We start from the raw sequence: 9,044 nt of genomic DNA on the forward strand, positions 1-9,044 counted from the left end.
ATAATGCAAGAAATAATTTTCATTTTCTATGCGCGCGTTTTTTACACCTTTTCCACCGTTTTCAACAAGGTTATGAATATAGTTTTTATCTTTGCAGGCAAACGCATACCAAATATACGAAAAATGTCTGAATTAAGAAAACTGAAGATTACGGAGATGAACCGCCTGACGGTGGAGGAGTTTAAGGAAGTAGATAAGTTACCGTTGGTAGTGGTACTGGATGAAGTTCGCAGCTTACACAATATAGGTGCGGTGTTTCGTACCTCTGATGCGTTTCTGGTGAACTGCATTTATCTTTGTGGCATTACGGCTACGCCTCCTCATCCGGAAATGCACAAAACGGCCTTGGGAGCGGAATATACAGTGGACTGGAAGTATTTTAAGCATACGCAAGATGCTGTAAATGAACTTCATAATGACGGATATACAGTGCTGGCCATCGAACAGTGTGCCGGAAGTACATTACTGGATGAACTGGTACTGGAGAAAGGCCGGAAATATGCCATTGTATTGGGAAATGAAGTGAAAGGTGTGCAGCAGGAAGTGGTAGACATGTGCGACGGTTGTATTGAGATACCTCAGTTCGGTACAAAGCATTCCCTGAATGTGTCTGTAACGGCAGGCATTATGATATGGGAATTTGCACATAAACTGTTTAAACTGCGTTGAACACTACCTGTGAATATCTTATTAATATGTTGTTAATTTATTGATTTACATAGTTATAGTTGTCCATTCTCAACAAGTGTAACTACTCTTTCTACCATCTTGTCGTCATCTTCAGGATGGTATTCTTTTTTTAGGCTAGCCCCGAATAGGGCTGCAAATGCCTGATAAAATCCCGCTTTAAAAGGTCCCATGAAAGCTTTCACCAGCTGATAAGATGATTGGTTGCATTCACGGTTCACCAGTTTGATAAGCAGCTTTCCTTGTGAAAAAGTCAGTTTCTTCATGCGGGCGGTGTATTGTTCCTTCAATCCTTTTTCTACCATCTTCATGTGTTGCTCCTTGGCTTTCTGGTTGGGGAGCGTTTCCATGTATTCGTATGTCTCGATGACTGCCCGCTTGATTTCTTTGGCCAAAGGAAGCGTCTTTTTTACATCCCTCACCAGTTTATAGTAATATCTTTCCTGTCTTTTGTTTTTAAACTTGAGCTTTGGGTAAACGTAAATGTTTCTCAGCGTTATACAAGGTATAGTGTCTCCTTCATAAACGCATACGGGAACTCTGTATCCTTTACCGGATGTAACAGGAGATACTTGTTGGGCATGAATTTCTGAAAGGAAGCTTAGCCCAAAGAAGATGAGTATGTAAAAACATGTCTTCATGCCCGCAAAAATAGAAATAATATTCAGATTACGTGATATAATTAACGTATTTATAGTATGTGTATAACTTGGTGAATAACATGTGGAAAAAGTATGTTTCTCTTTGTGTATCAGCGTTTTTTACCTGTTTAAATGTATGTGCCCAGTCTGCCTGGATGGAATGGGAGGAACAGATTGGAGAAGAGGCAAATTTGTCTTCCTGGGAAGAACTATATGAAAACTTGAGTGAATTGGCTGAACATCCGTTTAATATTAATACGGTAACGAAGGAAGAGTTGGAACAGTTGCCTTTTTTATCTGATAAAATGGTGGAAAATATTCTTTACTATGTGTATAAATACGGACCGTTGGTCAGTTTGAATGAATTATGGGGAGTGGAAGGAATGGATAAGCAGACTCAAACTTTCTTGAAGGATTTTGTATATGTGGGTAATTCGGTGGAAAAACAGGCATTTTCTTGGAAAAACTTGTGGAAATACAATAAGCAGGAGGTTTGGATGCGGACAGATATTCCTTTAAATGAAAAGGCGGGGTATGCGGATATTCCCTTGGGGGAAGAGGAAAAATTTGCTTCGAAACGGTATTATGGAGATCCGTATTATTTGAACCTGAGATACAAATTTCAGTTTCAGCAGAAAGTTTATGTAAGTTTGGTCGTAGAAAAGGATGCGGGAGAACCGTTCTTCAATCTTTATAACCGGAAAGGATTCGATTTTTACAATGCCTCTGTTCAGTTAAATGATTTCGGCAAGTTGCATACGCTGGTATTAGGAAACTACAAAGCCAGTTTTGGATATGGACTGGTGATGAACATGGGGTTTAGTATGGGAAAATACACTTCCTTTTCCACATTAAATCGTGCAGGGAAAGGGTTGAGCAAATATACTTCCATGAATGAAGCGAATTATCTGCAGGGAGCAGGTGCTTCCTGGAAATGGAAGAATCGCTGGTTATTAACAGGTTTTGTTTCTTTCCGTAATCAGGATGCTACGGTGGATAATAAGTGTATAACTACGTTGAAAACTGATGGCTATCATCGTTTGAAGAAAGATATGGAAAAGAAGAATGCCGTATTTAACACCTTAGTTGGTAGTAATTTAACTTATGATGGTAAATATTTTGAAGGTGGATTTACGGCTGTTTATAATGTTTTCAACAAGGTGTTAAATCCGGTGGAACGGTTGTACAATCGTTATTATCCTCGTGGAAGATATTTCTATAACGTAGGAGTGAATTATAAATGGTATAAAGGGAAATTTGTATTCTCTGGTGAAACGGCGGTAGATAAGCAGGGAAAGATTGCCACCTTGAATCAGCTGACTTATTCACCGGTTGTGAATACTTCTTTGATAGTTATCAACAGATACTATGACAAAAAATACCAGAGTTTATACGCAAACGGATTTGGAGAGAATTCCAGGATACAAAATGAAACGGGACTTTTTATTGGTTTGGAAACAAGCTTGTTAAGCAGAATTAAGTTGTTATGTTACGGTGACTTCTTTTATTTTCCATGGTATCGTTACTTGGTAGATAAGAAAAGGACCATAGGAATGGAAGGCGTGTTTCAAGCATCTTATTCACCGTTAAATTCACTGGATATGTTGATAAAGTATAGTTATAAAAACAAGGCTAAGAACTATCAGGATACGGAAGAAAGTAAGCTGGTATTACCAAATATCCGGCAAAGATTACATTATCAGCTGACTTATTCACCATTGAGTTTTTTGCGGTGGAAAACAGTTGTGGAATATGTGCGTTCGGAAGTGTTGAAACGGGAGGCTTCTAACGGCTGGGTACTGGGTAGTAGTATGAAGGTGGATATTCCTCGTCTTTCGTTGCGGACTTCTCTAAGCGGTATTTGGTTTCATACGCAGGATTATACATTGCGAGTGTATATGTACGAGCAAGGGCTGTTGTATGCGTTTTCTATGATGTCTTTGTATGGAAGAGGAGAGCGATGGGCTTGGACTATGGATTATAACTGGAAAAAGCGTTTGACTTTTCAAGTTAAATGGGGATGGACGCACTATAGAGATCGGTCAGCCATCAGTTCGGGAGCAGAAGAAATACAGGGAAACAATAAGTATGATTTACAGTTTCAAATTCGGTTGAAGTGGTGATTTTCTGAAGTAAGAACATAAAAAAAGGAGTTCCGCTGAACTCCAACCTTTGTTAACCTTAAATCTAATACTATGAAAAACACAATACAAAGGTACGGAATTCTGGGAATAATCCAAGTAATCGACCTAAAATATACTGTTTTATAACATGATTTAAAGAAAACTCCTATTTTGTTAAACCCTATTTGGATTTTAACAGAATAGGAGCTATTCTTTTAACCTTTTATTTTGCGTTTATTTCTGCGATCTCTCGAGTGGCTACTTCCAGGGCTTCGTTGATATTGCTACAGATATTTTCTTCTCCCAGCAATTCGTAGAATCCTGATTTTTCCAGTACCTTATGTACTTTTTCGTTGACTCCCGACAAAATGATGTGGATGTTTTCCTTTTGTGACATCTCACACAGGGTGGTAAGGTTGTGTATACCTGTAGAGTCAATAAAAGGAACTTTTCGCATACGGATGATACGGATTTTCGGACGGTCGCCCAAACGAGACATGATTTCTTCAAATTTGGTAGCAATACCGAAGAAATACGGACCGTTGATTTCATATACTTCTACACCTTGTGGAATTATTAGGTGTTCTTCGTGTACTTCCAAATCAGATTCGTTGTTCGGATCGATTTCGTCGGTAATTACAGAAATCTTGGTGGTTTCCATTACACGTTTCATGAACAATACGCAGGCAATTACTAATCCTACTTCAATGGCTACGGTCAAGTCGAAGATAACGGTCAGGAAGAAAGTGATAAGCAGGACTGCCACATCCGATTTGGGGTTTTTCAACAATCCTTTGAACACTCTCCATCCACTCATGTTATAGGAAACGATAACTAATACACCAGCCAGACAAGCCATCGGAATATATTGTGCCAACGGCATCAGGAAAAGTAAGATAAGCAATAATACCACTGCATGTACAATACCGGCTACGGGCGATTTTCCACCGTTGTTAATATTTGTCATGGTACGGGCGATAGCTCCGGTAGCAGGAATACCTCCGAATATAGGTGATACGAAGTTGGCAATACCTTGTGCGATAAGTTCCGTATTTGAGTCATGGCGGTCACCGATAACACCGTCGGCTACTGCAGCAGAGAGTAAAGATTCAATGGCTCCCAATACAGCAATGGTAATGGCTACAGGAAACAGATTTTTGATGGCTTCCCAGTCAAGTGCCGGAACGGCTGCTTCCGGAAGCTGTGCTTTGATGCTGAAACGATCGCCTATGGTATCGATACAAGTAATTCCTCCATACAATTTCAGGCAGTAAACTCCTACAGTTACCAGAATGATGGCTACCAGAGAGCCTGGAACTTTTTTAGAGAACTTGGGAGTGATGGCAATGATGAATACACTGACTACACTAACAATGACATTCCACCAGTTTACCGTATCGAAGTGATGGAAATAAAGAATCCATTTTCCGATAAAATCGCCCGGTACTTTTTCACCTTTAAAATCAAGTCCGAAAATATCGGCAATCTGGGTAGTAAAGATGGTAACGGCAATACCGCTGGTAAAACCAATAATAATAGGATAAGGAATAAATTTGATAACGGTTCCCAGTTTGAATATGCCTAATAATATAAGGAGTACACCGGCCATCATGGTAGCAACCATCAGTCCGTCGATACCATATTCCTGAATAATACCGTAGATAATTACGATAAACGCTCCGGTCGGTCCGCCTATCTGTACTTTACTTCCACCTAAAAAAGAAATGATAAAGCCGGCTACAATGGCGGTAATGATACCTTTTTCCGGACTTACTCCAGAGGCTATACCAAAGGCAATGGCCAGAGGCAAAGCTACAATTCCCACAATAATACCTGCCATCAGGTCGGTCATAAAATCGGCCTTGGTGTAAGTTTTCATCATTGTGAAAAGTTTTGGTCTAAATTCTAATCCTTTCATCTATCTTAAAAATGTTACTAATTTAAAAAGAAGCACAAAAGTATATATTTTCTCGAATTCAGACGATTTTTCTATTAATTATATTTTAAAATATTTTCTGAAATAGAAACTTGAATTATTATTTGTTTCTTATTCAGTGTATATGAGATAGGATAAGGGATATTTTACGACTTGTTTTCAAGAACTTTTTCTCCTTCAAATTTGTTTTATGAATAAATCCAGGTTTTATTAAAGCGTTAATAAAATAGAAAATAAAATTGTAATGATTTCAAATTTGAATAAAATTGCTACCTTTGCAATGTGAACTTAAAAACGTAATTTATTCATCAACTTAATAACTAATAGATATGGGAAAAAGCATTAAAGGAACAAGAACTGAGAAAAATTTGGCAATCTCTTTTGCTGGTGAATCACAGGCAAGAATGCGTTACACTTATTTTGCCAGTGTAGCAAAGAAGGAAGGCTTCGAGCAGATTTCTGCTATTTTTATGGAAACTGCAGATCAGGAAAAGGAACATGCCAAGAGAATGTTCAAGTGGTTGGAAGGTGGAATGGTAGAAATTACTGCCAGCTATCCTGCCGGCGTAATCGGTACTACATTGGAAAACCTGAAAGCTGCAGCAGCAGGTGAAAATGAAGAATGGAGCTTGGATTATCCGAAATTTGCTGACATTGCAGATGAAGAAGGTTTCCCGGCTATCGCTAAGATGTATCGTGAAATTGCTGTTGCTGAAAAAGGACATGAAGAAAGATACCTGGCTTTCGTGAAGAATATAGAAGATGATAAAGTATTCAAGAAAGATGTAGAAGTGGTATGGCAGTGCCGTAACTGTGGATATATTTATGTAGGTACAGAAGCACCTGAAACATGTCCGGCTTGCTTGCATCCACAAGCTTATTTCGAAGTAAAGAAAAATAATTACTAATCCATTTTGATTGCATAAATGACAGAAGAGGGCTGTGGCTGTTTTTCAGTTACAGTCCTTTTTTGTTTCAGAGAGTCAGGTTTACAAAATACCTATTTCAAGGTATTGTATGCCTTGCAGGAACTTCTCATTTTTGTATATCAGAATTTTAAAATGATAGGAATATGAAAATTAAATCAATTACAGGTCGTGAAATACTCGATTCGAGAGGCAATCCTACTGTAGAAGTAGAAGTGAGACTGGAGTCTGGAATCATGGGGCGTGCGTCTGTACCCTCAGGAGCTTCTACAGGTGAACATGAAGCACTCGAGCTTCGTGATAAGGACGCCAAACGTTACGGAGGTAAAGGTGTGTTGAAAGCTGTATATAATGTAAATAATGTAATTGCTCCTGCCCTGGAGGGATGGTCTGTGCTGAATCAGCGTGGAATTGACAAGAAAATGTGCGAACTTGATGGTACGCCTACTAAATCCAATCTCGGAGCTAATGCCATTTTGGGAGTTTCTTTGGCAGTGGCAAAAGCGGCAGCAGCTTATCTGAACATTCCTTTATATCGTTACATTGGAGGAGTAAATACTTTTGTGATGCCGGTGCCGATGATGAATATTATCAATGGAGGTTCACATAGTGATGCGCCCATTGCTTTCCAGGAATTCATGATTCGTCCGGTAGGTGCTCCTTCTTTCCGTAAAGGTTTGCGTATGGGAGCGGAAGTTTTCCATGCTTTGAAGAAAGTGTTGCACAACCGTGGATTAAGTACGGCTGTAGGAGATGAAGGTGGTTTTGCTCCGGCATTGAACGGAACGGAAGATGCGCTGGAATCTATTTTATCAGCTATTCAACTGGCAGGATATGTACCAGGAAAGGATGTGATGATTGGAATGGACTGTGCTTCTTCTGAGTTTTATAAGGATGGAGTGTACGATTATACGATTTTTGAAGGAGCCAGTGGTCAGAAACGTACTTCAGATGAACAGGTGGCTTATCTGGAAGAACTGATTAATAAGTATCCGATTGACTCTATCGAAGACGGTATGAGTGAAAACGACTGGCAGGGATGGAAGAAACTGACGGAGCGGATTGGAGATCGTTGTCAGCTTGTAGGAGATGACTTGTTTGTGACCAATGTGGAATTCTTATCGAAAGGTATAGAACTGGGATGTGCCAATTCCATTCTTATCAAAGTAAATCAGATTGGTTCTTTGAGTGAGACACTCGATGCTATTGAAATGGCCCATCGCCATGGGTATACTACGGTTACTTCTCATCGTTCCGGCGAAACAGAAGATGCCACCATTGCGGATATTGCAGTAGCTACCAATAGTGGCCAGATAAAGACTGGGTCATTAAGCCGTTCCGATCGTATGGCGAAATATAATCAGTTGCTTCGTATCGAAGAGGAATTGGGTGAATTAGCCGTATATGGATATAAGCGTATAAAGTGAATCTGGTGTAATATTAGGTGAATGTGAAATGCAGAAACGGAATCGTTTCTGCATTTTTTGTATTTAATATGTAATTTGTTAACCACATTGAATATTTCGTCTTGGTAGTTAATGTATGTTGTAAAACATTGTTTTTTAGTCTTGGGTTTTGCTATTTCAGATAAAATAAATACTTTTGTACTGTGTTTTTCATAGTATTAGATTTAAGGTTAACAAAGGTTGGAGTTCAGCGGAACTCCTTTTTTTATGCCCTTATGTGAAGGGCTGTTTTCCTGCTCCTGCCGGAGAATCCGTATCAGCCGTCTTTTTCTTTTTCATTTGGAGCCAATTTTTTTGCAAACCTCGGGTAGAAAATCTCGTAACGTTTCCATTATTTTTATGTTTTCCTTCGGCGAAACGTATGTTTCCGCCGTGCGAACCGTACGTTTTGCGTTGCGGAGCCGTAGGTTTTTCGTAGCGGAAACGTAAAAAGTTCCTTTTTGTCCGTGTAAAAATTCCGTTCCGTCTGCCGGACTTTGTGCGCAGTTTCAGGCTTTGCAGCTATTTTTTTCAGTCTTTCGTGAAACTTTCCCTGCATCCATTCGCGCACACGTACGCGTACGCACGAGTTATATAATGTAGGTCATTTCACATCCGTTTTCGCATGATGATAAAAAATATGCTTTATAGCATAAAGTAAATCAGTGAGTTAGATAAACCCCTGAAAAAATATTTCAAAAAAGTGTGCCATAAGAGTTGCAGAAAAGGAAAAAGTCTGTACCTTTGCAACCGCTTTCGAGAGGGAGAGCCGCTGAAGATGACAGACTGAGTAAAGCTGAGGCTACGGAAGAGAGTGCCGATGCTGCACCGAGTATCTTACCTTGCAGATGAGCAAGGGAGCGAGAAAGGGTAAGCCGCACGCCTTCTTGAAACCTTCTGAAAAATTTTTTCAAAAAAACTTTCGAAAAAATTTGGAGGTTACGAAAAAACGCCTTACCTTTGCAAACGCTTTCCCGCTGAAACGGGAGCTTGAGAAAAGATAGTTCTTTGAAAGACTTTAGATAAACAGACTAGGATGTAGTACAAGAAGTAGTCCTTTATATAATGTATATATGGATGAACGGAAGACAACCGTCACAATCCCCCCCTGACAAGGAAAAGAAAAAAATCGGGTTTCTGAACAGAAAGAAAAACATACCGAAAGGGAGGGAAAAATATTTTATTTGAAGAGTTTGATCCTCGCTCACGCGGGGCGCTAGCTACAGATGCATACATGCTAGTCCGATGGGCAGCGGGATGAAGCTGCTTCCAATTGCCGGCGAACG

6 protein-coding genes are annotated in these 9,044 nt (G+C 39.6%); 4 read left to right on the plus strand and 2 right to left on the minus strand.

What is annotated here, in order from left to right:
* Nucleotides 1–123 precede the first annotated feature (123 nt).
* Nucleotides 124–669: an RNA methyltransferase gene (locus BACPLE_RS05430; protein WP_040312435.1), complete on the plus strand. Its 546-nt coding sequence runs from the start codon at nucleotides 124–126 to the stop codon at nucleotides 667–669.
* 53 nt (nucleotides 670–722) lie between these two features.
* On the opposite strand, the gene BACPLE_RS05435 is transcribed toward BACPLE_RS05430, so the two are convergent.
* Nucleotides 723–1,328 (minus strand): DUF4294 domain-containing protein, encoded by a 606-nt coding sequence (locus BACPLE_RS05435; protein WP_007559636.1) that lies wholly within the window; start codon nucleotides 1,326–1,328, stop codon nucleotides 723–725.
* Between the two features lie 80 nt (nucleotides 1,329–1,408).
* On the opposite strand from BACPLE_RS05435, the gene BACPLE_RS05440 reads away from it, so the two are divergent.
* The gene (locus tag BACPLE_RS05440) at nucleotides 1,409–3,451 is read left to right on the plus strand and encodes a helix-hairpin-helix domain-containing protein (RefSeq protein WP_040312436.1); all 2,043 of its coding nucleotides are present in this window, start codon (nucleotides 1,409–1,411) and stop codon (nucleotides 3,449–3,451) included.
* A 223-nt stretch (nucleotides 3,452–3,674) separates the two neighbouring features.
* Here BACPLE_RS05440 and BACPLE_RS05445 read toward each other — a convergent pair whose 3' ends face one another.
* A complete protein-coding gene (locus tag BACPLE_RS05445; RefSeq protein WP_007559640.1) occupies nucleotides 3,675–5,369 on the minus strand; it encodes a SulP family inorganic anion transporter in 1,695 nt (564 codons plus the stop codon).
* A 347-nt stretch (nucleotides 5,370–5,716) separates the two neighbouring features.
* Between BACPLE_RS05445 and rbr the strand changes: the two genes are divergently transcribed.
* Together rbr and eno are read left to right on the plus strand one after the other, a co-directional pair.
* Nucleotides 5,717–6,295, plus strand: coding sequence for a rubrerythrin (rbr, locus tag BACPLE_RS05450; RefSeq protein ID WP_007559642.1), 579 nt, complete (start codon nucleotides 5,717–5,719; stop codon nucleotides 6,293–6,295).
* Between the two features lie 164 nt (nucleotides 6,296–6,459).
* Nucleotides 6,460–7,740: a phosphopyruvate hydratase gene (gene eno, locus BACPLE_RS05455; RefSeq protein WP_007559646.1), complete on the plus strand. Its 1,281-nt coding sequence runs from the start codon at nucleotides 6,460–6,462 to the stop codon at nucleotides 7,738–7,740.
* The last annotated feature ends 1,304 nt before the right edge of the window (nucleotides 7,741–9,044 follow it).

Origin of the sequence: Phocaeicola plebeius DSM 17135, from assembly GCF_000187895.1 — a bacterium.
In the GTDB taxonomy this organism is placed as follows: Bacteria; Bacteroidota; Bacteroidia; order Bacteroidales; family Bacteroidaceae; genus Phocaeicola; species Phocaeicola plebeius.

What these genes read in the sequence shown, in the direction of transcription:
- BACPLE_RS05430 (WP_040312435.1), top strand. Translation starts at nt 124, where the DNA reads ATGTCTGAATTAAGAAAACTGAAGATTACGGAGATGAACCGCCTGACG.
- BACPLE_RS05445 (WP_007559640.1), bottom strand. Translation starts at nt 5,369, where the DNA reads ATGAAAGGATTAGAATTTAGACCAAAACTTTTCACAATGATGAAAACT.
- rbr (WP_007559642.1), top strand. Translation starts at nt 5,717, where the DNA reads ATGGGAAAAAGCATTAAAGGAACAAGAACTGAGAAAAATTTGGCAATC.
- eno (WP_007559646.1), top strand. Translation starts at nt 6,460, where the DNA reads ATGAAAATTAAATCAATTACAGGTCGTGAAATACTCGATTCGAGAGGC.
- BACPLE_RS05440 (WP_040312436.1), top strand. Translation starts at nt 1,409, where the DNA reads ATGTGGAAAAAGTATGTTTCTCTTTGTGTATCAGCGTTTTTTACCTGT.
- BACPLE_RS05435 (WP_007559636.1), bottom strand. Translation starts at nt 1,328, where the DNA reads ATGAAGACATGTTTTTACATACTCATCTTCTTTGGGCTAAGCTTCCTT.